Source organism: Ensifer sp. EB106-05-01-XG146 (genome assembly GCF_058791875.1).
In genome coordinates, this window is sequence record NZ_JBYTDX010000001.1 from 447,285 (window position 1) to 473,676 (window position 26,392).

A 26,392-nucleotide genomic window follows, 5' to 3' on the forward strand; every position below is an offset into this window, starting at 1 on the left:
GCGGGATGTGCTGACGGGGAGGCTTGGCCTCAGCTCTTCGTGCCGGGCCCGGTCTTGTAAAGGTCGAACAGCGCCTCGACGTTCTTCTGGTATTCTTTCTGCATCTCCAGCCCGGTGTCGAACATGCTGTTCATGACCTGGGAGAATTGGGCCAGCGCCGGATTGTCGGGTGCCGGCTTCTGCGCGCCGGCGGCACCCGCCTGCATCATGTCCTGAAACGCCTTGACGAAGGGGTTGTCGGCAAAGACGTCGGCTGTCTTCGGCTTCTCTTCCTTCTTCGGGGCCATGCCGAAGAAGCCCTGCATCGCCTGGGTGAAGGGGTTGTCGAACGGGTTCGGCTGCGGTTCCGGCTTCTTGGCGAAACCGGCCGCTTCCATCCATTGCCGCATCGCGGTCGCCATCGGGTTGTTGGCAAAGGCATCGCTTGCGGCGGCAAATTGCCCGGTTGTCTGCTTGAACAGCCCGCCCATCAGCGTATCGGCCATCACAGGCAGCATCTGCTTGTAGATCTCCTGGCTGACGCCGGTGACCTGGGCCGCCTGTGCGGCGATCGCGCGCGACATTTCCTTCGAGCCGAACAGTTGCCCGAGAACGCCGTTGCCGTCGGCCATGCCCTGCGGCGTGAAGGCCTGGCTCATGTCTTCGAAGTATTTGGCGTAGTTGCCGCTGCCGAGCGCCGTCAGCAAGGCGCCGAAGTCGTAGGGGTTGGCGGTGTTGCGCTTGAAGGCCGCTGAGAAGGCCGGCAGCAGCGCCGCCGTCGCCTTCGTCATCTGCTCCTGGGCGATGCCGAACTGTTGCGCCATCAGCTCGATGGCCTTGCCGTTCTGCGCCTGCGCGAACATGTCGAAAAGCGGTGCCATCCCAGTTCCCCTTTATGGACGCGCGGCGCTCTAAGCGACGCATATCCTTGCACTATAACGGGAAATCAGGGACTGGGAACCGCTTTTTGAGAGGGCCGCGACGAGCGCCGCGCCCCTGTTCGGGCCTTAATACTGGTACTCGGCAAAGACCGGGTCTACGGAGCCGTTCCAGCGGCCATTGTAGAGCGCCAAAAGGTCTTCCGCGAGCGTTGCCTTCTTGGCCAGCACCTCGTCGAGCGGCGCCAGGAACTGGCTTTCGTCGATACCATCGCCGTTCAGCCTGTTGCGGCGCTTCAGACCGCCGCGCGAAATGGAGATGACCTCGCGGGCAACGTCGTAAAGCGTGCCGGTGCGGAACTTGGCGGCAAGCGCCTGAGCCGGCACGGCGTTGCGCATGGCGCTCACCTCTTCGAAGGTCCAGTCGCGCGTCAGTGCTTCGGCGGCGTCGAGCGCCTCGCGGTCGTAGAGCAGGCCGACCCAGAAGGCCGGCAGCGCGCAGATCCGCCGCCACGGGCCGCCATCGGCGCCGCGCATTTCGAGGAAGCGCTTCAGGCGCACGTCGGGGAACAGCGTCGAGAGATGGTTGGTCCAGTCGCCCATGTTCGGCTGCCAGTCGGCGACCTCGCCCTTGAGTGCGCCGCCCATGAACTGGCGGAAGGTGATGTGGGTGCAATCGTGGTAGTGGCCGTCGCGCACGACGAAGTACATCGGCACGTCGAGCGCCCACTCCACGTAGTCGGCAAAACCGAAATCGGGACGGAAGGCGGACGGCAGCAGGCCGGCGCGCTGGTTGTCGGTGTCGCGCCAGATGTCGCCGCGCCAGGAGAGAAGCCCGTTCGGCTTGCCGTCGGTAAAGGGCGAGCTTGCAAACAGCGCGGTCGAGAGTGGCTGCAGCTTCAAGGACACCTGCATCTTGCGGCGCATGTCCTCTTCCGAGGAGAAGTCCAGGTTCACCTGGATCGTGCAGGTGCGATACATCATGTCGAGGCCCTGGGTGCCGACCTTCGGCATGTAGCGGCTCATGATGCCGTAGCGCGATTTCGGCATGCGCGGGGTCTCATCAAAGGTCCACTTGGGGCTGCCGCCGATGCCGAGGAAGCGGATGCCGAGCGGCTCGGCGACTTCGCGCAGCACCGCCAGATGCTGGTTCGATTCCTTGCAGGTCTGGTGCAGGTTTTCGAGCGGCGCGCCGGAAAGTTCGAACTGTCCACCCGGTTCCAGCGAGATCGCGCCATTGCCCGACTGTTCGGCAAGGCCGATGATGTTGCCTTCGTCGATGATCGGTTCCCAGCCGCTTTTCGCCGCCATGCCGTTCAGAAGCGCCTGGATGCTGGCCTCGCCGAAATAGGGGACGGGGCTGTTGTCCGCCTTAAAGAAGGCGAACTTTTCGTGCTCCGTGCCGATCCGGAACCGCTCCTCCGGTTTCGAACCTTCTGCCAGGTAGGCGGTCAGGTCAGCGACAGAGGTTACCGGCGTCTGGTCGGTGGTATCTCGGGCCATGAGCGTCTTCTTTTGTTTGGGCGGCTCCCGCAGGTTAGCGGGAGTTGATGGAGGCTGCTTGAACCGTAATCAGGTGCGGTGCAAGTCAATTTCTTTCAAGATCTCATCAAAAAAAGTAGGACATTTGCTTGCTCTGGAGCAAGCACCGCGGAAATGGGTACTGGTGACCCAATCCTGCCTTGCCGGAGAGATCGTCCCCTTCTAGGGGAGCGAGCGGTGTCCGATTTGCCCGGGAACGACCGGCTATCGCCAGTCGCCGACAGTTGCCTGGATGACCGCCATGGCGGCGACGGCTGCCGTGTCGGCCCTGAGGATGCGGGGCCCGAGCGGAATGGCGGTGACGAAATCGAGGCTGTGCAGCAGCGTGCGCTCGGCTTCCGAGAAGCCGCCTTCCGGGCCGATCAACAGCGCGAGCTTCTTTTCCTTGATGCCGGCGAGGATCGGCAACGGATTCTGGCTGTCGCTGCCTTCGTCGCAGAAAATGATGCGCCGGTCGCTCTGCCAGGTGGCAAACAGGTCTTCGAGCCGGCGTGGTTCCTCGACATGGGGAATGCCGAGTACGCCGCATTGTTCGGCCGCCTCGATGACGTTGGCGCGAACCCGCTCGATGTTGCCAAGCTTGCCCTGCACATGTTGCGTCATGACCGGCTGCAAAGTGCCGGCGCCCATTTCGACGGCCTTCTGCACGAGATAGTCGAGCCGTCCGACCTTGAGCGGGGCAAAGAGATACACGAGATCGCAAGGCGCCGGCTGGGGGCGCGTCTGCTCGACGGGCGTCAGCACCAAGCGCTTCTTGCTGGCGAAGGAAAGCTCGGCCCGCCACTCGCCGTCGCGCCCGTTGAAGACGAGGATCGAGGCGCCTTCTTCGTAACGCAGCACGTTCACCAGGTAGTTGAACTGTTCCTTGGACGCCTCGTGCGCCGAGCCGGCACTCAAGGGGTGTTCGACGAACAGTCGCTGCATGCGAAAATTGGCGCGCATTGAGGAGGCCTTCAGGTGAAAATGCCGGAGAGGATGAAATAAAGTACGGCCGACAGGGCGGCAGAGGCCGGGACGGTGATAACCCAGGCGCCGATAATGGTGAGGAAATGCGAGCGACGGACGAGATGCCGGCGCCGCACCTCGGCAAAGTTGGTTTCCGCCGATTCCATGAAATCCGCCTGTCCCGTTTTTTGCCGGACATATTCGAGCCGCCGCTTGGAATTGCGGATGTACCATTCGCGGAAGAAGCCGACGCCGAAGACGGCGCCGACGGCCGTGTGCGTCGAGCTGATGGGCAGGCCGAGCGCCGATGCCAGCAGCACGGTGACCGCGGTGGCCAGTGCCACACAGAAAGCGCGCATCGGATTGAGCTTGGTGATCTCCTGGCCAACGACTCGGATGAGCTTCGGGCCGTAGAGCAGCAGACCGATCGAGATGCCGAGCGCGCCGATCGCAAGTTCCCACAGGGGCGCCGGTGATTTGTCCGTCGTGATGACGCCGTCGAGCGCCGAGACGATCGCAGCCAAGGGACCGATGGCGTTGGAGACGTCGTTGGCGCCGTGAGCGAAGGAAAGCAGTGCCGCCGCTACGATCAAAGGCAGGCGGAAGAGTCGGCGCAGCGACTGGTTGCGGTTTTCGAGCCCTTCCGATTGGCTGGCGATCCAGGGCTTTGCCTGCAGATAGACCGCAAAACCGGCGACGCCGCCGGCAGCAAGACCCACGGGCATGGTGATCGCGGCCACCTGAACCAGTGCGATCACCGCGAGATAGGCCATGAAGCAGCCGGCGGTGACGCCAAGGATGACCGGCATCCATCGCCTGGCCGCGGCGATCTTGTCCTCGCGGTAGATGATGAATTCTTTGAGGAAAGCGAGGAGGGCTGCGGCGATGGCGCCGCCGAGTAGCGGCGAGACCGACCAGCTGAGCGTGATGCCGGCGAGCGACCACCATTGCACGCTCGAAAAGCCGGCCGCCGCGATGCCTGCCCCGACGATGCCGCCGATGATCGAGTGCGTGGTCGAGACCGGTGCCCCGGAATAGGTGGCGATGTTGATCCAGGCCGCCGCGGAAGCGAGTGCCGACATCATGATCCAGACGATTGCCTGTGGTCCGAGCACGTCTTCGCCATAGACGATGCCCGCCTCGATCGTCAGCGCGACCTGCCGGCCGGCAAGCAGCGCCCCGGCGATCTCGAATATCGCGGCGATGGTGAGCGCCGTCGCCATCGACATCGCCTTGGCGCCGACTGCGGCGCCAACGTTGTTGGTCACGTCGTTCGCGCCGATGTTCATGGCCATGTAGCCGGCAATGGCAGCCGCCGCGATGATGATCGGCGCGCTGGCGGAGCTCGTCACGAAGCTCGCGGCGAAGGCCATGCTCAAGAGCAGGAACAGCCCGGCGAGCGCAGGTGCCGCAAGGCTGCGCTTGACATGTTGCGACGCCTCTTCGGCAAGGCTGAGCTTGTCGAGGTCTTTGTCTATCGTTTGTTTTGCGAGGCGTATGCGCGGCTGTGCCACTACCTGGAACTCCATTGTCACGACGGCCACTAAGGCCACAGCGACACGCATTCAAGTGGATTTGATGGACATCCGTATGGCGCAGGCCGGGAACCCGCGTCTGGCGGCGTCGAATGCTCTTGGAATGCTTGAAAAGGCTAGCCGTTCACAGCCTTCGGCATCGGGCTCGACGCGCTCCCCATGCGTTCACCGAAGGCAAGGATGAGATCTTTCAGAGACGGTTCGGCAACCCGCGAGGCCGCTTCCTTGTAGTCGACCCATTCGAGCTGTCGGCGCCCTTCCTCGGGGAAGTGCTTGCAGAGATCGTCGACTTCCAACGCGTGCACCTGCACCTTGACCGAAATCTTCAGCCCGTGATCCATGCGCTTCTGGTAGAGATAGTAGCCGGCGGTCGCCTTCTGCACATGCCCCTTGACGCCGGCTTCCTCGTAGGCTTCGCGCTCGGCCACTTCATGGGCGCGCTTGCCCTGCATCGGCCATCCCTTGGGAATGACCCAGCGGCCGGTATCGCGGCTGGTGATCAGGAGGATTTCGAGGGCCTTGGTCTTCTTGCGGATCCGATAGCAGAGCGCGGCATACTGCATGCGCGCCGGTCGACGCAGCATCAATTGGACATCCGATGCGAGCCTGTTCAAGAAGTTCAAGGTCGTCTGTGCTCCTCTCGGCGAATCAGTGGCTTTAATTGCTTTGCCGACCAGTATGGCAGCGTCCTGCAGCGTGTAAATGTCGCGGGCATTCGGCAGCCGGATATGCGGTTTGCTTTGCGCAGAACTGTGGTCCGGATACGACAGGATATGGTGTTTTCGCGGCATATTTGCAAACCGACCGACAGCCATACGTTGTCGTCGGATCACGATTGGTTTCGGGGTGGAACGGTTCGAGATCGCAAGGGCGATTGATTCCGACCGGAGAGGCGGCTGCAGGGTAGAGCCGGGGGTCGGGCGCGGGCCCGATCTGTCAGTTCGCGCGGTCGCGCTGCTGCATGCGCAGTCGGGCGATGCGGTTCCATTCTCCGGTGCGTTCCGCCTCGCGGGTGGCGGCGGCGACGAAGTCGATATGGCTCTGGGAGGCGGCTTTCGCCTTCGCCGGATCCCTTGCCATGATCGCCTCGTAGATCGCTTCGTGCTGCACAAGAAGCCGGTCGCGCGCCCCCGGCGCATCGAAGACCGAATTGCGATGGAAGAATATGCCCTGCTGGAGCAGCCGGTAGCAGGCGCGCAGCGTGTGCAGGAGAATGATGTTGTGGGCGCTTTCGCCGATCGCCTGGTGCAGCTCGATATCGGCTTCGAGTTCGGCGTCAAAATCGCCGGCGGCGTGCGCTCTGCGCATGCGCTCGATGATCCGTGTCAGGATGTCCCGGTCGTAATCCGTGGCGCGGGTGGCGGCGAGTTCCGCGGTCAAGCCTTCGAGCTCGCGCCGGTATTCGAGGTAGTCCTGGGTCGCCTTGTGATGGCGCGCAATGAGATCGATCAGCGGCCTGGAGAAGATCTGCCCGACGACGTCGGCGACGAAGGTGCCACCGCCGTGGCGGCTTTCGACCAGGCCGCGCCCTTCGAGTTCCTTCAGCGCCTCGCGCAGGATCGGCCGTGACACGTCGAAGCGCTTGGAGAGTTCCCGCTCGCCAGGCAGACGGTCGCCGTCCCGCAATACGCCTTCGAGGATCAAAAGCTCGATCTGCTGCACGACCTCGTCCGCCGTGCGGCTATGGCTGATACGGGCGAAAAGGTCGATCTGGTCTTTGGTCACGTCTGGTCTCCAGATCACGAGGATTTCGGCCCGGGTTCGTCCGAAATCGCGAATGTGGTCGGTTTGCATGCGGCGAGGGCGGAAGGAGCGTCGATGCTCAGCGCCTCCTCCTGTCAGCGCCGCAATCTAGGCAGGTCGCGCAAAGTGGTCAATTTGATTGTCCACTTGGGTGCGTCCGATTGGTTGCGACTGACAAAAGTCAAACTGCGGCAATGCGTCCTTTGTTCTTTTGCTCTTTCCGTTGATAAGAAAGTTGTGATGAACGCGTGAGGGGGACAAGGCGCTTCATGGCAAAGGGTAGTTTTGCATTTCCGGTGGCGCCGATGCGCGCTTTGGCCTTGGGCGAGGTTCATTCGCGCCCCTATGCGCTGGTGACCACGCCGCGGGTGATCTTTCAGCTCGCCTTCCTGACAGATGGTGGCTCGATCGTCGATCACGCCGTGCTGTCGGAGCTTTCGCGGGCCCGCGGCATCGCGCCGCCCGGCCGTGACGCCAACCATCACGCGATGCCTTGGGGGCAGGGCACGCTGCGCTGGGAGCGTCATACCGAATTCTCCACCTATTTCTGGGACGCGCCGCCGCCGGAGAAATTCGGCGGCGATGTACCGATCCATCCGTTCGGCGACGGCTTTTCGCCGCCCGGGTCTCTGATCTCGGGCATCCGCCTGGAGATCCGGCCGGATACGCCCGAGACACGCGAGGCCATCGGCCTCTTCGATCCGACGAGCCTCTGTTACAGCGAGACCAAGAACGGCCAGGCGGTGATCGTCACCGACTTCCGCCAGAACGGTGACGGCCTGACGCAGATCCTGGTGATCGATCGCGGCATGACGGAAGCCGGTACCGGCGCTCTCGTCCAGCGCTTGCTCGATATCGAAACCTACCGGACGCTGGCGATGATGGGCCTGCCGCTTGCGCAGTCGCTGTCGCCGGAAATCCGCCGGACGGAGGACGGGTTGACGGCGGTGACCCAGCGCATGAAGGAAAACGTGCGCGAGGAGGCCGACGACATGTTGGCCGAAATCACTCGGCTCGCGGCCGATCTCGAGGCCGGTGCCGCGCTCAGCCTCTATCGCTTCGGCGCCAGCCGCGCCTATTACGGCATCGTCCAGGAGCGCATCCGCACGCTCGCCGAAACGCCGGTGCCGGGCTACGAGACCATCGGCACCTTCCTCGAACGACGTTTGGCGCCGGCCATGCGCACCTGCCAGTCGGTCGAGGAGCGCCAGGCGAACCTGTCGCGCAAGCTCGCCCGCGCCACGGCGCTGCTTCGAAGCTGGGTCGATGTCGAGCTTGAACGGCAGAACAGCGCGCTTCTGAACTCGATGGATCGGCGCGCCAGGTTGCAGTTGCGCCTGCAGCAGACCGTCGAAGGCCTGTCGGTCGCCGCCATCTCCTATTACGTGGTCGGGCTGTTCGGCTATCTCGCCAAGGCGGTCAGCCACGAGCTGCCGATCGATCCCGGTCTCCTGACCGGGCTTGCCGTGCCCTTCGCCGTTGCCGGGGTCTGGCTGATCGTGCGCCGCATTCGCCGCCACCACGAGGACAGCGAGCATAAGTAAGCAATTCCAGCAAAAGTGTGCAGCGGTTTTGCGTCCGGAATTGCGGAAAACAAAGATGCCAGGCCGGTTCGCCTACTGCTCCCAATAGGGGATCGGTCCGTAGAGTTCGGCGAGATAGTCGATGAAGAGGCGCACCTTGGCCGGGAGGAACTGGCGGCTTGGGTAGACGGCCGAAAGCGTCAGCTGCTTCGAACCTTCCCATTGCGGTAGCACCTGCACCAGCTGGCCGCTGCGCAATTCCGGGCCGATATCCCAGGTGGAGCGCAGTGCAACGCCGGCGCCGGCGATGACGGCGGCGCGCACAATCTCCGAGGAATTGGTGACGAGCGGCCCTTCCGGGTGCCAGACCAGCGCGCCCTCCGGCCCTTCGAGCTTCCAATTGTCGTTGTTATGCGCCGGCAGGCAGAGGTGGTTGGCGAGGTCGCCGATCTCTTTCGGTGCGCCGTTGCGGGCGATGTAGTCCGGCGAGGCGCAGAGCAGCCGGCGGACGGGGGCAAGCTTACGGGCGACGAGCGACGAATCCACCAGTTCGCCGATCCGGACCGCCATGTCGAAGCCTTCCGCGACGATGTCGGTGAATTCGTCCGTCAGCACGATGTGCAATTTCAGATCCGGATGGTCCTTCATGAACTTGGTCAGATGCGGCGCGATGTGCATGCGGCCGAAGGAGGTGGGCGCCGATATCCGCAGCACCCCGAGCGCATGCGACGAGCGGCCCGACGCATAGGCTTCCGCCTCCTCGATGCCGGTCAGAATGCCGAGCACCCGGTCGTAGAAGCCCTGGCCGGCTTCCGTCAGCGAAATCTGGCGCGTCGTGCGTTGAAGGAGGCGCGTGCCGAGCCGGTCTTCGAGTCTCTTGATGCGCTTGGAGATCACAGCTGGGGAAAACCCCAGCGCCCGCCCCGCTGCCGACATACTGCCGGTGGAAACGACCCGTGCAAAAATCTCAAGATCGCCTAAATTCGTCATCAATCGTTGCCATTATTTCCAAAACGGAAAAGCTCAATAGCATTTGCGAGGCCTCTGTCCTAGTGGTAAAGAAAATGAACCAATCGATATGCGGCGGGAGGAGCTGATGGCGGAGACAATCGGTTTTCTGCAGCCGAAACCAGAGGTTATCGCCCGGCGCCGCGAGATTATCGCCGACCTCTCGGACCTCCTGCCCGAGGGCTGTCTGATCAGCGACGAGCGCGGACTGAAACCGTTCGAGACCGATGCCTTCATCGCCTATCGCCGCATGCCCCTGGCGGTCGCCTTGCCGGAAACCACCGAACAGGTGGCCGCGCTCCTGAAATACTGCAGCCGCTACGGCGTTCCGGTCGTGCCGCGCGGGGCCGGTACCTCGCTTTCGGGCGGTGCCATCCCACAAGAGGATGCGGTCGTCATCGGCCTCTCGAAGATGTCGCGCATCCTCGATGTCGACCTTTTCAATCGCACCGCCACCGTTCAGGCGGGCGTTACCAACCTCAACATCTCCGAGGCGGTTTCCGCCGATGGCTTCTTTTATGCACCCGACCCGAGCTCGCAGCTCGCCTGCACGATCGGCGGCAACATCGGCATGAATTCCGGCGGTGCTCATTGCCTGAAATACGGTGTCACCACCAACAATCTGCTCGGCGTGAAGATGGTGCTGTTCGATGGCACCGTCGTCGATCTCGGCGGCAAGGCGCTGGATGCGGCGGGCTATGATCTGCTTGGCCTCGTCTGCGGCTCGGAAGGCCAGCTCGGTATCGTCACCGAGGCGACGGTGCGGTTGATCGCCAAACCGGAGGGAGCCCGCCCGGTGCTCTTCGGCTTTGCCTCGTCGGAGGCGGCCGGCGCCTGCGTCGCTGATGTCATCGGTTCCGGCATCATTCCCGTCGCGATCGAGTTCATGGACAAGCCGGCGATCGAGATCTGCGAAGCCTTCGCCCACGCCGGCTACCCGCTCGATGTCGAAGCGCTACTGATCGTCGAGGTCGAAGGCTCCGAGCCGGAGATGGATGCGATGCTCGCGAGCATCGTCGCGGTCGCGCGCCGTCACGGGGTCGCGACTATCAAGGAATGCCAGTCGGCCATGGAAGCGGCGGCGATCTGGAAAGGCCGGAAATCCGCCTTCGGCGCCACCGGCCGCATCGCCGACTATATCTGCATGGACGGCACCGTGCCGCTCAGCCAACTCTCCCATGTGCTTGCCCGCACCGGTGAGATCGTCGCGAGCTACGGCCTGCGCGTCGCCAATGTCTTCCACGCCGGCGACGGCAACATGCATCCGCTGATCCTGTACAACATCAACGACCCGGAGGATGCGGCGCGCGCCGAGGCTGCCGGGAACGATATCCTGAAGCTTTGCGTCGACGCGGGTGGCTGCCTCACCGGCGAGCATGGTGTCGGCATCGAAAAACGGGATCTCATGCTGCATCAGTACAACCAGATCGACCTCGACCAGCAGATGGCGGCGCGCGCCGCCTTCGATCCGCAATGGATCCTGAACCCGTCCAAGGTCTTCCCTCTTAAAGGGCGTCCCGCCGCATGATCGTGCATTTCGAACCGGCCAGCGAAGAGGGGATTGCGACCGTCGTTCGCGCCATGGCGGCGGACAAGGCGTCGCTCGTAGTGATCGGCGGCAACACGCGCTCCGGCCTCGGCAATCCTGTGCGCGCCGATCGGGTGCTGTCGACCCGCCGCCTTTCCGGCATCGTCAGCTACAATCCGGCCGAAATGACGATTACCGCGCTTGCGGGAACGCCACTGCGCGAGATCGGCGAGGCATTGGCCGAAAACCGGCAAATGCTCGCCTTCGAGCCGATGGATCACCGGCCGATCTTCGCCTCCTCGGGTGAGCCGACGATCGGCGGGGTCTTTGCCGCCAATGTATCCGGCCCCAGGCGCTATGTCGCCGGTGCCGCCCGCGACAGCCTGCTCGGTGTGCGTTTCGTCAACGGCGAGGGCGAGGCAATCAAGGCCGGCGGGCGTGTGATGAAGAACGTCACCGGTCTCGATCTGGTCAAGCTTTTGGCTGGCTCGCATGGCACGCTCGGCATCCTCACCGAAGTCACCTTCCGCGTCCTGCCGCTGCCGCCGGCGTCGGAGACCATCGTCGTCTCCGGGCTCAATGATGCCGAGGCGGCGGCGGTCATGGCCGAGGCAATGGCGCAGACAACTGAGGTTTCCGGCGCGGCGCATCTGCCGGAGAGCGTGCGCGGACGGTTCCTGGATGGCAACCTTCCGGATGGTGCAGCCACCGTGCTCAGGCTCGAAGGGCTGGAGGCATCCGTTGCGATCAGGGCTGAAAAGCTGACAAAGGCAGTCGGCCGCTTCGGCGCGGTGACGCGGCTTGATGCATCGCAAACAGCAAGGCTTTGGACGGAGATCCGCGACGTCAAACCCTATGCCGACGGTACCAGGAAGCCGCTCTGGCGCGCGTCCGTCGCCCCGTCGCTTGGCCATCAACTGGTAGCAGCACTGCGGCTGCAGACCGGCGTCGACGCTTTCTACGACTGGCAGGGCGGTCTCGTATGGTTGCGCATGGAGGCCGATCCGGAGGCGGAACTGGTGCGCCGTTACATCAAGGTTCTCGGTGGCGGCCACGCGACCCTCGTCAGGGCCGATGACAGCTACCGTCAGGCCGTTTCATCGTTTGAACCGCAACCCTTGCCCGTGGCACAGTTGAGCGAGCGCGTGCGCGCGAAGTTCGACCCGCACCGGATCTTCAATCCCGGCCGCATGGCCGCGATTTCCTGAGCGCATTCGCAAGGGAACAGGAGAGACAAGCATGAGCGATAAGGGTCCGCAGACACCGTTCTCCCGGGAGACCGATCGCTGGCTGGAGCCGGGCAAGATCAATGTGCAGGTGATCTATGTCCTTTATCTCGTCGGGTTTGCGGTGGGCATCACGCCGATCATCGGCGTCGTCATGGCCTATCTCAATCGTGGCAAGGGCGCGCCGTGGGTCCAGACGCACTATGTCTGGGCGATCCGGACCTTCTGGATATCGCTGCTGTTCCTGTTGATCTCGCTGTTGCTGACGGTGGTGCTTGTCGGCATCCTCGGCTTCATCGCCACCGCCGTCTGGATCGTCGTGCGCTGCGTCGTCGGCCTGCAAAGGGCCGCGCGCGAAGAGCCGATTACCAATCCCGAGGGCTGGATGGTTTAGGCCGGTATGCAACCGGAGACCGGCAAGGTCGAAGGAAGCTGAAAACAGAATGTTGCAATCGACCGCGGCGCGAAGCGCCCGGTTCCGCAGGACGAAGAGTGGAGTTCGCACTTGCAGACCAATTTTACCGCCGAGCAGCTCGCCGATCCGCACGTGGCCGAATCCGAGGCCATTCTGCGCAAGTGCGTGCATTGCGGCTTCTGCACCGCGACCTGTCCGACCTATGTTACGCTCGGCGACGAGCTCGATAGCCCGCGTGGGCGTATCTATCTCATCAAGGACATGCTGGAGAACGGCCGGGCGGCTGACAAGGAAACGGTCACCCATATCGACCGCTGTCTGTCGTGCCTCGCCTGCACCACCACCTGTCCCTCCGGCGTCGACTACATGCATCTCGTCGACCATGCCCGCGTGCATATCGAAAACACCTATCGCCGCCCGTTCAAGGACCGGCTGGCGCGTTCCGTGCTCGCAGCCGTGCTGCCCTATCCGCAGCGCTTCCGCCTGTCGCTGAAGGCAGCCGGCCTTGCCCGACCGCTCGCCGGACTGATGAAGCGCGTCGCCTTCCTGAAAACCTTTGGCGTGATGCTCGATCTGGCGCCCGCCGTCGTGGCGGAGCCCTCGGCTTCGGCCACACCCGGCGTTCATGCGCCCAAGGACAAGCGTGTCGGCCGCGTTGCGCTGCTCAGCGGCTGCGCCCAGCCCGTGCTGAAGCCGGAAATCAACGAGGCGACGATCCGGCTTCTGACACGATTTGGTGTGGAGGTGGTCGTTTCGGCTGGCGAGGGCTGCTGCGGCGCGCTGGTGCATCACATGGGCCGCGAGAACCAGGCGCTCGAAGCCGCGCGCCGCAACGTCGATGCCTGGCTCAAGGTCGCCGACGAAGGTGGACTCGACGCCATCGTCATCACCGCTTCGGGCTGCGGAACGACGATCAAGGACTACGGCCACATGCTCAGGCTCGATCCCGCCTATGCGGAAAAGGCCGCACGGGTCTCGGCGCTGGCCAAGGACATCACCGAGTATCTGGCGACCCTCGACCTGCCGGAACAGGAGGCGCGCGGCATGACGCTCGCCTACCATTCCGCCTGTTCGATGCAGCACGGCCAGAAGATCACGCTTGCGCCGAAGCAGCTTCTGAAGCGCGCCGGCTTCGTCGTGCGCGATCCGGCCGAGGGCCATCTCTGCTGCGGTTCGGCCGGTACCTACAACATCCTGCAGCCGGAAATCTCGGCCAAGCTGAAGGCGCGCAAGGTGAAGAACATCGAGGCGACGAAGCCGGATGCGATCGCGACCGGCAACATCGGCTGCATCACCCAGATCGCCAGCGGCACCAAAATCCCCATCCTGCATACGGTCGAATTGCTCGACTGGGCCTATGGCGGGGCAAAGCCTGAGGGGCTCTGAGGCAAAGCAAAAGGCCGGCCACCTTTCGGGAGCCGGCCTTTCTGGTGGGTGGAAGTTTCGGCGTCCTCAGCCGCCAAAGATCTGGCGGAAGATGTCGACGCCGCGATCGTCGAAATAGGTGTCGCCGGCCTTGCTGCCGGGGCCGATGACGATGACCTTCGTGCCGACGTCGGCGCGGTCGTAGAGATGCTCCACGTCCTCGTTCATCATGCGGATGCAGCCGGAAGACATGTTTTGGCCGATGGTCCAGGGCTGGTTGGTGCCGTGGATACGGAAGATCGTGTCGCGGCCGCCCTTGTAGAGATACATGGCGCGGGCGCCGAGCGGGTTGTCGATGCCGCCTTCCTGGGTGATCGGCAGGATGCGACCCTTGGCGGCCTCGCGGCGGCGCATTTCGGCCGGCGGCGTCCAGGTCGGCCATTCGGCCTTGCGGCCAACCTTCACGACACCCGACCAGCCGAAGCCGTCCCGGCCGACGCCGATGCCGTAGCGCGTCGCGCGGTTCGGGCCGTCGATGTAGTAGAGAAACTTGTTGTTGGTATCGACGATGATCGTGCCGGGGGCTTCGTCGGTGCGGAAGCGAACCTTGGTGCGCCAGTATTGTTTTGCCGGCTTCTTCGGAGTGGCCACGAGTACAATGTCTGACGACTGGATCTTGGGGCCTGCTACGGGCGCCGGCGTGAAAGCCGAGGCGCTGGCGGCCACAAGAATAGTGCTGGTCGCAATCGCGATTGCGACCACTTTGCTGGCATGACGCTTCATTTACGATTCCCTCTAAACCCTCGTTGCAGGCAGGCTATTCAAAACGCATCGAAGTTCAAGCCCGCGATACATCCCGTAGATCAAACGTGATCACAAAACTTGCCTGTCCTTACGCTGCTGTTGCCTGAAAATCACGCATAGGCAACAGCAACACGGGTGAGGAGAGGGGAATATTCTATGCAGTGCTGCAATTAGATGACGATAACCTTCGTCCCCACTTTCACGCGCTCGTAAAGATCGACAACGTCTTCGTTGCGCATGCGGATGCAGCCGGAGGAAACGGCATAGCCGATCGTCCAGGGCGCGTTGGTGCCGTGGATGCGGTAGAGCGTCGAGCCGAGATACATGGCGCGTGCGCCGAGCGGATTTTCCGGGCCGCCGTCCATGCGCGCCGGCAGGTAATGGCCCTTGGCCGCCTCGCGGGCGATCATCTCCTGCGGCGGCGTCCAGCTCGGCCATTCCGCCTTGCGGGTGACCTTGTGGGCGCCGGCCCATTCGAAGCCCGGCTTGCCGACACCGACGCCATAGCGCCGTGCCTCACCGTTGCCGGTCACCAGATAGAGGAAGCGGTTGTTGGTATCGATGACGATCGTGCCCGGCTTTTCCTTGCTCTCATAGGCGACCGTCTGCGGCAGGTACTGCGGGTCGAATTTCGATTTCACCGGCCGCTGGGCGCGCATGGCATTGGCCGGCTGGATCAGCGGATTGACGGCGCGGCGCTTGACCTGAGGTTTCGCGACCTGTCCCTGCTGATAGAACTGTTTTCGGGTGGCCTGCGGAATCTGCTGCCGGTAGATCACCTGCCGCGTGCGCGCCTGCTGTCCGCCGAGCTGCATCACCCAGGGGGCGGTGAGGTCGGGACTGACGACGACGGGCGGCCTGTTCTGATACCGGTCCTGTGCTCCGGCCGGGCCAGCCACGAGGGTCAGAAGAGAGGCGGCTATAAGAAGAGACTTTTTCAACATCGGACGGACTCGCTACCTTTCGCCGAAAATCACTGAAGGGGGCGCAGTCTGCCGGTGAGCGGAATGCTCGAACGGACGGGTTGCGCCTTGGCAATGGGGGCAATCGTGTCATTTGGAGGGCGACCGAATGGTAAACGGTGCCTCGTTAAAAGCCGATGGCGCCGATAAAGCTTTGGGTAGGGTTATCCGCTGCTTTAGGAATCTGGTTTGCAAATGGTAAAGGCAGGAAAATGAGCAGGATGGAGCAAAGAGGGCGATGACGGCCAAGGGCATTGTGATCGGTGAGGACGGATTTTTGCGTTGCGCCTGGCAGGGCAATCTCGACGATTATCGTCGCTACCATGACGAGGAATGGGGGCGCCCGGTCACCGACGACCGCCGGCTTTTCGAGAAGATCTGCCTGGAAGGTTTCCAGTCCGGCCTGTCCTGGCTAACGATCCTGCGCAAGCGCGAGGCGTTTCGCGCCGCCTTCGCCGGTTTCGATTTCGACGCGGTCGCAAAATTCGGCGACGCGGAAATCGAGCGTTGCCTTGCCGATACAGGCATCGTGCGTCATCGCGGCAAGATCGTCTCGACGATCAACAACGCGCGCCGCGCCCAGGAACTGAGGCAAGAGTTCGGTTCGCTGGCGGCCTATTTCTGGTCCTATGAGCCGCAGGCAGCCGAGCGTCCGCAGGTGGTGACCTATGAAGCGATCGTCGCCAATCCGACGACCCCGACCTCGACCCGCATTTCCAAGGATTTGAAGAAGCGCGGCTGGACCTTCGTCGGCCCGACGACGATCTACGCCTTCATGCAGGCCATGGGCCTCGTCAACGATCACATCGAAGGCTGCCACTGCCGCACGGTCGTCGAGGAGTTGCGTGGCAAGCTTGCAAGGCCCCAGGCCCGCGTCGCCTGATGAGTGCGCCCGTCGTCTGCCTGACGACGGGTGTTTGCCGGTGGCGTTGGGACTGCGGGTTCAGCCGCCGTTCTTGGCGAGCCACGCCTTCATCGTCCTGATCTCGCCTTCCTGCGCCTTGATGACCTCTTCGGCCAGCTTGCGCAGCGTTTCGTCCTTACCGTATTCGAGCTCCACCTTCGCCATGTCGATCGCGCCCTGATGGTGGGCGATCATGCCGCGCACGAAGTCGATGTCCGCCTTGCCGGTGTAGGTGATGTCCATGTCCTTGTGCATGCGGGCATTGGCTTCGGCGAAGGCTTTGCTCGAAGGCGAATTGTCGCCCTTCGGCATCGCGGTTTCGGTCGCTCCATGGTGCATGCTGCCGTGTCCGGACTCCTCTGCCAACGCAGGAAAGCCGAGGCAGGCGGAAAGCGCGAGGGCGGCGATCAGCGGTTTCAGCGACATGGTGTTTCCTTCCTTATCTGATGTCTCGTGCCAAGAGGCCGGCCGTGGCCGGCCTCTTGGCACTCCATCAATCTAGGGAAGGGCTGGCTGCGGATTCAACCCGTCCGTTCAGGCGTCAAGCGCCGGACGCTCGCGCGGAAAGGCGAAAATGCCCTGCAGCATGTTTTCGCCGGTGGACGCGTCGAGCGACGACCGGCCGACGCAGAAAAGCTGTGCCGCCTTCAAACTTGGCAAGCGCACGAGCGCCGTGAAGCAGAACGAAGACGGCGACGCGGTTGCCTGCTCGAGGATGTTGAGCACTGTCACGCGATCCCGGCTGTCATAGGCACGCACCAGATCGACGATGCCGCAGGAGCGGTTGGAAGCGCCGAGCAGGGCGGCGGTTCGCTCGCCCAGATGAAAGACGCCGCTGGCCAGATCGCAGCGCCATGTCTCCACGAAATAGTCGCTTTCATCGAGGTGGTCCATCCAGGCCGAATGCGCCCCGAGGTGCCCGGGTTGGATGGCTCCCGAGCCAGGTGTCATGAACCTCAACATGATGCCCTTCTTCTCGCCGCGCGGACGTGATGTCTCGTTACCGGAGACCGCCACTGCCGCAAGGCGCTTCGATGCGTTGTTTGCCATTGAAGTGTTTTCCCGATGCAGTCATTGCATCGAAAACTCGTTTGTAGGTACTCGGCCCTTGGCCGCGAAGATAGACGATCATCGGTGCAGCCGGAACGTCGTCGATCGGTCAGGCGATAAACTTTTAGTGATTGCATATCGTCTAATGCGCCTTGTGGTTGAGGTCAAGTCCTCCCCGACGCGTCGCGATGGTGCGTGTCGATCCCGATGACGCGAAGCTCACCCGTGCCAGGCTTTGACGCAAAGCGCCGGCGCATGGCCCGGGCGAACGCTTTGCGCGGTGCAAACCCTTGCCGCCCCCCACTTGATCCGATAGGGAAAGCAGCCAACAAGAGACAGTCCGGAATGCTCCCATGACCGAGAAACAGAAGAAACCGCAGAAGCTCAAGGCGCGTCTTCCGCGCGGCTTCGTCGATCGCTCCGCTGCCGATATCCGCGCGACGGACGAAATGATCGGCAAGATCCGGGCGGTCTACGAGCATTATGGTTTCGACCCGGTCGAAACACCGCTGTTCGAATACACCGATGCGCTCGGTAAGTTCCTGCCCGACAGCGACCGGCCGAACGAAGGCGTCTTCTCGCTGACCGATGACGACGATCAGTGGATGTCTCTGCGCTACGACCTGACGGCGCCGCTCGCCCGTCACGTCGCCGAGAACTTCAACGAGATCCAGCTGCCGTTCCGCACCTATCGCGCCGGCTACGTCTTCCGCAACGAGAAGCCTGGCCCGGGCCGCTTCCGCCAGTTCATGCAGTTCGATGCTGACACCGTCGGTGCCGCCGGCGTCCAGGCGGACGCCGAAATGTGCATGATGATGGCCGACACCATGGAAGCCCTTGGCATTGCGCGCGGCGACTACGTGATCCGCGTCAACAACCGCAAGGTGCTCGACGGCGTCATGGAGGCGATCGGTCTTGGCGGCGACGACAAGGTCAATGCCCGCCTGACGGTGCTGCGCGCCATCGACAAGCTCGACAAGTTCGGCCCCGAAGGCGTCAGGCTCCTGCTCGGCGAAGGCCGCAAGGACGAAAGCGGCGACTTCACAAAGGGTGCGGGCCTCAATGGCGAGCAGATCGACAAGGTCCTGTTCTTCGTCGGCATCCAGAATTATGCCGAAAGTGCCGACGAACTGGCGGCGCTCGTTTCAGGTACCGCCAAAGGCGGCGAAGGTGTCGAGGAACTCAACACCATCCGCAGCCTGGTCCTGAGCGCCGGCTACGAGGCTGACCGCATCAAGATCGACCCCTCGGTCGTGCGTGGTCTCGAATATTATACCGGCCCCGTCTTCGAGGCCGAGCTGCAGTTTGCCGTCACCAACGAGAAGGGCGAAAAGGTCGTCTTCGGTTCGGTCGGCGGTGGTGGTCGCTACGACGGTCTCGTGTCGCGTTTCATGGGTCAGCCGGTCCCGGCGACCGGTTTCTCGATCGGCGTTTCCCGCCTTATGACGGCGCTGAAGAACCTCGGCAAGCTCGGTGCATCTGACGTGCTCGCGCCTGTTGTCGTCTGCGTCATGGACCGCGACATCGAGGCGATGGGCCATTACCAGCGTTTCGTCCAGCAGCTCCGCCATGCCGGGATCCGCGCCGAAATGTACCAGGGCAACAAGAAGAACTTTGGCGATCAGCTGAAATATGCCGACCGCCGTGGTTCGCCGCTCGCCATCATCCAGGGTGGCGACGAGCGCGCCGCCGGTGTCGTGCAGATCAAGGATCTGATCGAGGGCAAGCGCCTGTCGGGTGAGATCGAGGACAATGCGGCCTGGCGCGAGGCGCGCGTGGCCCAGGTTTCCGTGCCGACGGCCGAACTGGTCGAAAAGGTGCGCGAGATGCTGGCGGCACAGGCCGAGGATCGGGCAAGGGGCTGACGACTATGGCCCTCATCAATCTGCCAGCCTTTGCCGATGCGCTGCTTGCCGACTTCGAAAGCCTCGGCGCGCTGCGTGTCGACACTCCGGTGATCCAGCCGGCCGAGCCTTTCCTCGCCATGGCCGGCGAGGATCTGCGCCGCCGCATCTTCATGACCGAGAGCGAGACCGGCGAGAGCCTGTGCCTGCGGCCGGAATTCACCATTCCCGTCTGTCTCCGCCATATCGAGGCGGTGACCGGAACGCCGAAGCGCTATGCCTATCTCGGCGAGGTCTTCCGCCAGCGCCGCGAAGGCGGCAACGAATTCTACCAGGCCGGCATCGAGGATCTTGGCGACACCGATACGGCGGCAGCCGATGCGCGCGCCGTCTCTGACGCGATGCGCATCGTCGCCAACCGGGTGCCGGACCGGTCTCTCAGCGTGACGCTTGGCGACCAGGCCGTGTTTGAAGCCGTCGTCGGCGCCTGTGGCCTGCCGGCTGGCTGGCAGAAGCGGCTGATCCACGCCTTCGGCGACCAGAAGCACCTGCAGAAGCTTCTGATCGAGCTCGCCCATCCGCGCACGGTCGGCGTCTTCGGTCCTGAAGTCGTGCGGCTGTCGATGGACGGCCTGCTCGAAGACGAGGACCGTCTCGTCGCGCATGTCGCCGCAACGATGGAAGCGACCGGCTATTCGACCAACGCTAGCCGTTCGCCGCAGGATATTGCGCGCCGGCTGAAGGAGAAGATGGAACTGGCGAACACGCGGCTCGACCGCAGGACGCTGGATCAGGTCGCCGCGTTTCTGGCGCTCGACGTGCCGCTTGCCGATGCGCCGGCCGCACTCTTCGCTTTCGCGCAGAAATCCGGCCTCAAGATCGATGACGCGCTCGCCCGTTTCGATGCCCGCGTCGCCGCCCTTGGCAAGACCGGTTCCGACATCGGCGCCATTCGTTATCGAGCGGCCTTTGGTCGTCCTCTCGACTATTATACCGGCCTGGTTTTCGAGGTTGAGCTTGCCGGAACGCATGCCGTCCTTGCCGGCGGCGGCCGCTTCGATCGGCTGCTGACTCTGCTCGGCGCCCGCGAGCATATCCCGGCCGTCGGCTTCTCGCTCTGGCTCGACCGCATCGAAAAGGCGATTGCCTCTGAAGGAGGCGCCCAATGACCATCACTATCGCCTTGCCGTCCAAGGGGCGGATGAAGGATGACGCTTCGGCGATCTTCGAACGCGCCGGCCTGAAGATCGTTGCCGTCGGCAACGACCGCTCCTATCGCGGCCGCGTCGAAGGTGCTGATGATGTGGAGATTGCGTTCCTTTCGGCGTCGGAAATCTCGCGAGAGCTCGGCAACGGCTCAATCGATTTCGGCGTAACCGGCGAAGACCTGGTGCGCGAGGGGCTTGCCAACGCCGATGCGCGCGTCGAGTTCTGCGCCCGTCTCGGCTTCGGTCATGCCGACGTCGTCGTCGCGGTGCCTGAGGTCTGGTACGACGTCGACACCATGGCCGACCTTGGCGACGTTGCCGCCGATTTCCGTGCCCGCCATGGTCGCCGTCTGGCGATCGCCACCAAGTACTGGCGGCTGACGCAGAACCATTTCTCGGGCAGCCACGGCATCCAGCTTTACCGCATCGTCGAAAGCCTCGGGGCGACCGAAGGCGCGCCGGCCTCTGGTTCCGCCGACATCATCGTCGACATCACCTCGACCGGTTCGACGTTGAAGGCAAACCACCTGAAGATACTCACCGATGGCGTGATCCTGCGTTCCGAAGCTTGCCTGGTTCGGGCGCGCAAGGCGGCTCACGACGGCGATCCGGTCGTGGCACGGATTATCGCGGCCGTTCGTAGCGTCCTTTGACGCTGCGAACGGAGCAGGCGCGGTCTTGACGATCCCGCCGGTTACAAAAATAAAGTAGGGCCCTCAAAAGGCGCGCCCTCCGCTCCTATGTAAGTGTGCGTGCGGCGTCTCTGCCGCTTCCCGCTGTTCCGTTCCAGGAGACCTTCATGGCCGATCTGTCCGCCTTTCCGATCACCAAGCGCTGGCCGGCGAAAAACCCTGATATCATCCAGCTCTATTCGCTGCCGACGCCGAACGGCGTGAAGGTTTCGATCGCGCTCGAAGAGCTGGGCCTGCCCTACGAACCGCACCGCATCGCCTTCGATACCAATGACCAGAAGTCGCCGGAGTTCGTCTCGCTCAACCCCAACGGCCGCATCCCGGCGATCATCGATCCCAACGGCCCGGATGGAAAGCCAATCGGGCTGTTCGAGTCCGGCGCGATCCTCATCTATCTCGCTGAAAAGACCGGCAAGCTGCTGCCTGCCGACGCGGCCGGCCGCTACGAAACGATCGCCTGGGTTATGTTCCAGATGGGCGGCGTCGGTCCGATGTTCGGCCAGTTCGGTCACTTCTTCAAGTTCGCCGCCGACAAGGTCGCCAACAATTCCTACCCCGTCGAGCGCTACCGTGACGAAGCCAAGCGGCTGCTCGGCGTGCTTGAAACCCGCCTTGAAGGGCGGCAATGGCTGATGGGCGACGATTACACGATCGCCGACATCGCCACCTATCCCTGGGTCGAAGGCGCGCGCAGATTCTATGGCGGTGCCGAGGTCCTGGATTACAAGAGCTTCCCCAAGGTGATGGCTTGGGTCGAGCGCGGCCTGTCGCGCCCGGCGGCTCAAAAGGGCATGGACGTGCCGCGCAAGGAATAGCAAACGGCGTGGCCTGTGCCAGAGTTGACGAAGCTCGGGCGGAAGGCTAGGCCTTGTTGTACAGATGAATAAAGGCAGGTGGGAAGCGTGTCCGGAAGGCTTGTTGTTGTCGGTGGCGGTCAGGCCGCCTTTGCTCTGGTTGCGAAGCTCCGTGCGCTCAAGGACGAGCGGCCGATCACCATCGTCGCCTCCGAAGCAAGCCTGCCCTATCAGCGCCCGCCGCTCTCCAAAAAGTATCTCCTGCGCGAGATGAGCCTCGACCGCCTGCTCTACCGGCCGGAAGCCTGGTACGGCGAGCACGCTGTCGACGTGCGCCTCGAAACGACCGTGATCGGGCTCGACCGGGCCGGCAAACACGTGATGCTCAGCGATGGCACATCGCTCGACTATGAAGTGCTGGCCTTTGCAACCGGCGCCACGCCGCGCCGGCTGCCGGCCTCGGTCGGCGGCGATCTCGAGGGTGTCTTCGTCGTTCGCGACTTCAGGGATGCCGACCGCCTTGCCGAGGAGATGAAGCCCGGCCGTCGCGCGCTCGTCATCGGTGGTGGTTACATCGGTCTTGAAGCGGCAGCCGTCGCGCGCACCTGCGGCCTGGACGTCACGGTCATCGAAATGGCCGACCGCATCCTGCAGCGTGTTGCCTCCTCGGCGACGTCGGGCCTTGTACGGGAAATTCACCGTGGCCGCGGCGTCGATATCCGCGAAGGCACTGGCCTCAATCGTCTCGTCGGAGACGACGGCCGTGTCACGGCGGCAGAGCTTTCCGACGGCTCGACCCTGCCGGTCGATGTCGTCATCGTCGGCATTGGCGTGACCGCCAATGATCGCCTGGCCCACGACGCCGGGCTCGAAACCGCAAACGGCATCGTCGTCGACGCGCATGGCCGCACCTCCGATCCGGCGATCTTCGCGATGGGTGATTGCGCCGTTCTTCCCTTCGAGGATCTGCGCATCCGGCTGGAGTCGGTGCAGAATGCCGTCGATCAGGCCGAAGCGGTCGCGGCGATCCTTGCCGGCAGTGATGCCCCTTACGATCCCAAGCCCTGGTTCTGGTCGGACCAGTACGACGTCAAGCTGCAGATCGCCGGCTTCGGGCTCGGCCACGACGAAACCATCGTCAGGCCCGGCCAGCGTGAAGGCAGCGTGTCGGTCTGGTATTTCCGGCAGGGGCGCCTGGTGGCCGTCGATGCGATCAACGACGCCAAGGCCTATGTGACCGGCAAGAAGCTGCTGGAGAGCGGCATCAATCCTGACCGAGCCGTCATCGCCGATCCCCAATCCGACCTCAAGGCGCTGCTGTCGCAAGCATAGGCGACGAACCACGCCAGGCGGCGCTTTTTGGCAGGCTGCAACTTGAAGGCGGCGTGGTTTCAAAATTCGTTAACGACGAAACTATTGTCTTGCTGGGCAATTGCCCGGCAGAGCCTCGATTTATCACTTCCTTAAATCACCTGACGCCAACACAGGCAGCTTAAGTGGAGGCGAGAGGTCTCGTTTCCCGACAGAATTTGATTTAGGCGATTGGCGATGTTCAAGGTTCTTACATGCCTGGTGGTAGAGCATAATCCCAGACTGGTCGTTTTGGCCGCACTTGTGTGCTTTCTCGCGAGTTACGGAGCAGTAACGCTGCTGCAGCGCGCCCGCGGCTCCTCGGGCAAGGCAAAAGCGATCTGGGCGACGGCCGCCGGCATCGCCAGCGGCTTCGGCATCTGGGCGACCCACTTCATCGCCATGCTCGCTTATGATCCCGGCGTCGTCCTCGGTTACCAGATGGATCTCACCGGCCTGTCGCTGGCCGTTGCCATCATCCTCACCACGACGGCCCTATTGATCGCGACCCATGTTCAGGACCGCCTCGGCTGGATTGCTGGCGGCTTCGTTCTCGGCGGCGGCGTCGCCTGCATGCATTTTCTTGGCATGGCGGCGCTCGACGTGCCGGGCAGCATCCGCTGGAATGCGGCACTGGTCGTCGCCTCCGTGGTCGTCGGCTCGCTGTTTGACATCGCCGCTCTGCGCACGATCGCCAGTGTCGGCAAGCCGCTGAAGGCGAAGATCCTTGCCACCCTGCTGATGACGCTCGGGATCGTCGCGTTGCATTTCACCGCCATGGGTGCGGTCACGATCGAGGCCGATCTGCTGACGCCGACCCATGCGGGCATGATCCAGCCGCATCTGCTTGCCTTCGTCATCGCCGGCACCGCCTTCTTCCTGCTGTCGATGGTGCTGATCGCCGCCGGCTTCGCCCATCATGCCGAGCTTTCCGCCGCTGCTGCCGAACGGGAATTCGCCCGCTTCGTGCGCAGCGTGAAGGACTACGCGATCTATATGCTCGACACCGACGGCCGCGTCGCCAGCTGGAACGCCGGCGCCGAGGCCAACAAGGGCTATAAGGGCGAGGAAATCGTCGGCAAGAATTTCGCCTGCTTCTACTCGCAGGAGGATCAGCGCGACGGCGTACCGCAGCGGGCGCTCGAGGTCGCACTGGCCGATGGTAAGTACGAGAACGAAGGCTGGCGCTATCGCAAGGACGGATCCCGGTTCTGGGCTCACGTGGTGCTCGACCCCTTCATGGACGACGACGGCAAGCACGCCGGCTTCATCAAGATCGTCAAGGACATCACCAAGGCGAAGCTTGACGCCGACCGTATCGCCGAAGTCAGCAACAATCTCGATGTCGCGCTCGAAAACATGTCGCAGGGCATCTGCCTGTTCGACAGCAGCGACCGGCTGTTGCTCTCCAACCGTCGCTGCCGAGAGATCTTCGGCTTCTCCGAGACACTCGCCGGCAAGGGGCTGACCTTCCGCGAAATCCTCGACATCGTCTTTGCCCGCATCTACACAGATCCCGAGATGGCCCGGACCAAGGCCGAGGAGCTCTACCAGAAGCACCGGATCGAAATGGTCGGCAATGGCGGCGGCGATATCGTCGAAAAGCTCGTCAACGGCCGCTCGATCCTGACCAAGCATCGCACGCTGCCCGATGGCGGCTGGGTGAGCACCTATGAGGACATCACCGAGCGGCTCGACACCGAGGAGCAGATTACCTTCCTTGCCCGCCACGACAGTCTCACGGGGCTGCCGAACCGGCTGCAGTTCAGCAGCTATCTCGAAGAGGAGCTGGACGCGGCCGCCTGGTTCAACCGCAAGGTCGCCGTCATCGGCATCGACCTCAACAAGTTCAAGGAAGTCAACGATCTGCACGGCCACGCCGCCGGAGACTTCGTGCTGGTGACGATCGCCCAGCGCATGAAGGGCCTCCTGCAGGAAGGCGAGTTCGTGGCACGCTTCGGCGGCGACGAGTTCGCGGCGGTCAAGCGCTTCGAGGAACTCTCCGAGCTTAACGACTTCCTGCGCCGGATCGAAAAGAGCCTGCATGAGGAAATGCGCTTTGGCGATTTCGAGCTCAAGTCCGGCGGCAGCATGGGTGTCGCGATCTATCCGCAGGATGCCGAGACGGCCGACACGCTGATCAACAATGCCGACCTTGCGATGTACCGGGCGAAGGCCGCCCTCAACCAGACCGTCTGCTTCTACGAGGTGTCGATGGATGAAGCTGCCCGCCAGCGGCGCGCGCTTGCCAACGATCTCTGGGACGCGGTCGAGAAGAAGCAGCTTGCCTTGCACTACCAGGTGCAGAAGTCTGTGATGAGCGGCGCCGTCATCGGCTACGAGGTGCTCCTGCGCTGGAGCCATCCGGAACGCGGCATGGTGCCTCCGAGCGAATTCATCCCGCTTGCCGAGGAATGCGGCGCGATCCTGCCGATCGGCGAATGGGTGCTGCGCGAGGCCTGCCGCGAGGCGGCGGGCTGGGAGAGCAGTCATAAGATTGCCGTCAACCTTTCGCCGGTCCAGCTTGCCAACGGCGACATCGTCAGCCTGGTTCAGGACGTGCTTGCCGACACGGGTCTCGACCCGAACCGGCTGGAGCTCGAAATCACGGAATCGACGATCATCGACGACAAGGAGCGGGCGCTGCTGACGCTGCGCCAGATCAAGGAACTGGGCGTCACCATCGCGATCGACGACTTCGGGACCGGCTATTCGTCGCTCGAGACGCTGCGCTCCTTCCCCTTCGACAAGATCAAGCTCGACCGGAGCTTCATGTGGGAAGTGGAAGGCAGTCCGCAGGCCAAGGCGATCGTGCGCGCCATTCTTGCGCTCGGCCAGAGCCTGTCCGTGCCTGTCCTTGCCGAAGGCGTCGAAACGCAGAAGCAGCTCGATATCCTGCAAGCCGAGGGCTGCGACGAGGCGCAGGGCTATCTGCTTGGTCGCCCGGCGCCGATCACGGTGCTCTTCACGGACAAGGACGACGCGGCGGCAGCCTGAGCCGTACGTCCGCGTCTCTGCCGCACACCTTCACCGCAATCGCCCATGGGGCGATTGCGGCGGCCATATGTGATCGAGGGTTCTCTACACTCGGGCCCGT

At 63.3% G+C, this 26,392-nt stretch carries 23 protein-coding genes; 12 read left to right on the forward strand and 11 right to left on the reverse strand.

The features are described from left to right. Positions 1–29: 29 nt before the first annotated feature. From AC3WVQ_RS02090 to AC3WVQ_RS02115, 6 genes are all read right to left on the reverse strand, one after another. A complete protein-coding gene (locus tag AC3WVQ_RS02090) occupies positions 30–860 on the reverse strand; it encodes a DUF937 domain-containing protein (protein ID WP_090294898.1) in 831 nt (276 codons plus the stop codon). Positions 861–986: 126 nt separating this feature from the next. Beyond that, the gene (locus AC3WVQ_RS02095; protein WP_034800925.1) at positions 987–2,360 is read right to left on the reverse strand and encodes a glutamate--cysteine ligase; all 1,374 of its coding nucleotides are present in this window, start codon (positions 2,358–2,360) and stop codon (positions 987–989) included. Positions 2,361–2,603: 243 nt separating this feature from the next. Further along, entirely contained in the window at positions 2,604–3,341 is a 738-nt protein-coding gene (locus tag AC3WVQ_RS02100; protein ID WP_090294897.1) for a 16S rRNA (uracil(1498)-N(3))-methyltransferase, read from the reverse strand. An 11-nt stretch (positions 3,342–3,352) separates the two neighbouring features. Next, positions 3,353–4,858 carry an inorganic phosphate transporter gene (locus AC3WVQ_RS02105; RefSeq protein ID WP_060584345.1) on the reverse strand — a complete coding sequence of 502 codons (1,506 nt, stop codon included), beginning with the start codon at positions 4,856–4,858 and terminating at the stop codon, positions 3,353–3,355. Positions 4,859–4,995: 137 nt separating this feature from the next. Next, the gene (locus tag AC3WVQ_RS02110; RefSeq protein WP_060516578.1) at positions 4,996–5,502 is read right to left on the reverse strand and encodes an NUDIX hydrolase; all 507 of its coding nucleotides are present in this window, start codon (positions 5,500–5,502) and stop codon (positions 4,996–4,998) included. A gap of 313 nt (positions 5,503–5,815) precedes the next feature. After that, positions 5,816–6,604: a FadR/GntR family transcriptional regulator gene (locus AC3WVQ_RS02115; protein ID WP_244546716.1), complete on the reverse strand. Its 789-nt coding sequence runs from the start codon at positions 6,602–6,604 to the stop codon at positions 5,816–5,818. Positions 6,605–6,891: 287 nt separating this feature from the next. On the opposite strand from AC3WVQ_RS02115, the gene AC3WVQ_RS02120 reads away from it, so the two are divergent. Beyond that, positions 6,892–8,166, forward strand: coding sequence for a DUF3422 family protein (locus AC3WVQ_RS02120; protein ID WP_034800929.1), 1,275 nt, complete (start codon positions 6,892–6,894; stop codon positions 8,164–8,166). A 72-nt stretch (positions 8,167–8,238) separates the two neighbouring features. On the opposite strand, the gene AC3WVQ_RS02125 is transcribed toward AC3WVQ_RS02120, so the two are convergent. Continuing rightward, on the reverse strand, positions 8,239–9,135 hold the full coding sequence (locus AC3WVQ_RS02125) for a LysR family transcriptional regulator (RefSeq protein ID WP_034800931.1): 897 nt from the start codon (positions 9,133–9,135) through the stop codon (positions 8,239–8,241). Between the two features lie 106 nt (positions 9,136–9,241). On the opposite strand from AC3WVQ_RS02125, the gene AC3WVQ_RS02130 reads away from it, so the two are divergent. The 4 genes from AC3WVQ_RS02130 to glcF all read left to right on the forward strand — a co-directional run bounded on the left by AC3WVQ_RS02130 (position 9,242) and on the right by glcF (position 13,708). Further along, a complete protein-coding gene (locus AC3WVQ_RS02130; RefSeq protein ID WP_060584051.1) occupies positions 9,242–10,681 on the forward strand; it encodes an FAD-linked oxidase C-terminal domain-containing protein in 1,440 nt (479 codons plus the stop codon). Beyond that, the gene (glcE, locus tag AC3WVQ_RS02135) at positions 10,678–11,889 is read left to right on the forward strand and encodes a glycolate oxidase subunit GlcE (protein ID WP_089044717.1); all 1,212 of its coding nucleotides are present in this window, start codon (positions 10,678–10,680) and stop codon (positions 11,887–11,889) included. The genes AC3WVQ_RS02130 and glcE overlap by 4 nt, the downstream gene beginning before the upstream one ends. 31 nt (positions 11,890–11,920) lie before the next feature. Next, positions 11,921–12,301 carry a DUF4870 family protein gene (locus AC3WVQ_RS02140; protein ID WP_034800937.1) on the forward strand — a complete coding sequence of 127 codons (381 nt, stop codon included), beginning with the start codon at positions 11,921–11,923 and terminating at the stop codon, positions 12,299–12,301. 111 nt (positions 12,302–12,412) lie between these two features. Further along, positions 12,413–13,708 (forward strand): glycolate oxidase subunit GlcF, encoded by a 1,296-nt coding sequence (glcF, locus tag AC3WVQ_RS02145; RefSeq protein WP_110818512.1) that lies wholly within the window; start codon positions 12,413–12,415, stop codon positions 13,706–13,708. Between the two features lie 66 nt (positions 13,709–13,774). Here the strand turns inward: glcF and AC3WVQ_RS02150 are convergent, their stop codons facing one another. Further along, positions 13,775–14,470 carry a L,D-transpeptidase gene (locus AC3WVQ_RS02150; RefSeq protein WP_034800943.1) on the reverse strand — a complete coding sequence of 232 codons (696 nt, stop codon included), beginning with the start codon at positions 14,468–14,470 and terminating at the stop codon, positions 13,775–13,777. A gap of 191 nt (positions 14,471–14,661) precedes the next feature. Next, positions 14,662–15,435, reverse strand: a complete 774-nt coding sequence (locus AC3WVQ_RS02155; RefSeq protein WP_110818511.1) for a L,D-transpeptidase — start codon at positions 15,433–15,435, stop codon at positions 14,662–14,664. 256 nt (positions 15,436–15,691) lie between these two features. On the opposite strand from AC3WVQ_RS02155, the gene AC3WVQ_RS02160 reads away from it, so the two are divergent. Next, positions 15,692–16,336 carry a DNA-3-methyladenine glycosylase I gene (locus AC3WVQ_RS02160; RefSeq protein WP_060602071.1) on the forward strand — a complete coding sequence of 215 codons (645 nt, stop codon included), beginning with the start codon at positions 15,692–15,694 and terminating at the stop codon, positions 16,334–16,336. Positions 16,337–16,396: 60 nt separating this feature from the next. On the opposite strand, the gene copM is transcribed toward AC3WVQ_RS02160, so the two are convergent. Further along, positions 16,397–16,783, reverse strand: coding sequence for a CopM family metallochaperone (copM, locus tag AC3WVQ_RS02165; protein WP_034800951.1), 387 nt, complete (start codon positions 16,781–16,783; stop codon positions 16,397–16,399). Positions 16,784–16,891: 108 nt separating this feature from the next. Further along, positions 16,892–17,320, reverse strand: a complete 429-nt coding sequence (locus AC3WVQ_RS02170; protein WP_034801425.1) for a hypothetical protein — start codon at positions 17,318–17,320, stop codon at positions 16,892–16,894. Positions 17,321–17,760: 440 nt separating this feature from the next. Between AC3WVQ_RS02170 and hisS the strand changes: the two genes are divergently transcribed. The 6 genes from hisS to AC3WVQ_RS02200 all read left to right on the forward strand — a co-directional run bounded on the left by hisS (position 17,761) and on the right by AC3WVQ_RS02200 (position 26,292). Then, entirely contained in the window at positions 17,761–19,272 is a 1,512-nt protein-coding gene (gene hisS, locus AC3WVQ_RS02175; RefSeq protein WP_060584058.1) for a histidine--tRNA ligase, read from the forward strand. Between the two features lie 5 nt (positions 19,273–19,277). Beyond that, positions 19,278–20,420, forward strand: a complete 1,143-nt coding sequence (locus AC3WVQ_RS02180; protein ID WP_110818510.1) for an ATP phosphoribosyltransferase regulatory subunit — start codon at positions 19,278–19,280, stop codon at positions 20,418–20,420. Next, positions 20,417–21,112: an ATP phosphoribosyltransferase gene (gene hisG, locus AC3WVQ_RS02185; protein ID WP_043618363.1), complete on the forward strand. Its 696-nt coding sequence runs from the start codon at positions 20,417–20,419 to the stop codon at positions 21,110–21,112. The genes AC3WVQ_RS02180 and hisG overlap by 4 nt, the downstream gene beginning before the upstream one ends. 146 nt (positions 21,113–21,258) lie before the next feature. Beyond that, complete coding sequence (locus AC3WVQ_RS02190; protein WP_060584061.1) at positions 21,259–21,966, forward strand: glutathione binding-like protein; 708 nt, start codon at positions 21,259–21,261, stop codon at positions 21,964–21,966. A gap of 87 nt (positions 21,967–22,053) precedes the next feature. Beyond that, entirely contained in the window at positions 22,054–23,277 is a 1,224-nt protein-coding gene (locus AC3WVQ_RS02195) for an NAD(P)/FAD-dependent oxidoreductase (RefSeq protein WP_090295118.1), read from the forward strand. 216 nt (positions 23,278–23,493) lie between these two features. Continuing rightward, positions 23,494–26,292 (forward strand): bifunctional diguanylate cyclase/phosphodiesterase, encoded by a 2,799-nt coding sequence (locus AC3WVQ_RS02200; protein WP_090294885.1) that lies wholly within the window; start codon positions 23,494–23,496, stop codon positions 26,290–26,292. The last annotated feature ends 100 nt before the right edge of the window (positions 26,293–26,392 follow it).